Origin of the sequence: Paracoccus salipaludis (assembly GCF_002287065.1) — a bacterium.
Classification (GTDB): domain Bacteria; phylum Pseudomonadota; class Alphaproteobacteria; order Rhodobacterales; family Rhodobacteraceae; genus Paracoccus; species Paracoccus salipaludis.
In genome coordinates, this window is the sequence record NZ_NSJZ01000148.1 from 1 (window position 1) to 543 (window position 543).

At 67.0% G+C, this 543-nt stretch carries 1 protein-coding gene; it reads left to right on the forward strand.

The window, feature by feature from the left end:
• A partial coding sequence (locus CK240_RS17940) for a terminase TerL endonuclease subunit (RefSeq protein ID WP_240517584.1) occupies window positions 1-543 on the forward strand: 543 nt, incomplete at both ends.

Here is a 543-nt window from a genome sequence, read left to right on the forward strand (position 1 = left end):
GGAAGAAACGTGGTTCGCCTGCAACCCTGCCCTTGGCGACTTCCGCAGCCTCGAGGAAATGCGGACGGCGGCAGCGCAGGCGCAGCGGTTGCCCGCCCGTGAGCCGTCATTCCGGCTTTTGTATCTCAATCAGGCGGTGGACGCGACGGCGCGCTTCATCAGCGGCCGGGACTGGCGGGCATGTGCGGCCGAGCCGGGCGACCTGCTAGGGCAGCGGTGCTATCTGGGGCTCGACCTCAGCGCCACAACCGACCTCACGGCCCTTGTCGCGTTCTTCCCCGACAGCGGCGACGTGCGCGCCTGGTTCTGGGCGCCCCGTGACGGGCTCGAGGAAGCCGAACGGCGCGACCATGTGCCCTATCAGCTTTGGGCCCGGCAGGGGCTCCTCGAGGCAACCCCCGGCCGCGCGATCGACAAGAAATGGATCGTGCATCGCCTGGGCGAGATCGTGCAGGACTATGACGTGCAGGCCCTCGCCTTCGACCGTTGGAAAATGGACGAGGTGCAACGCTACATGGCCGACGAAGGGGTGAAGCTGACGAT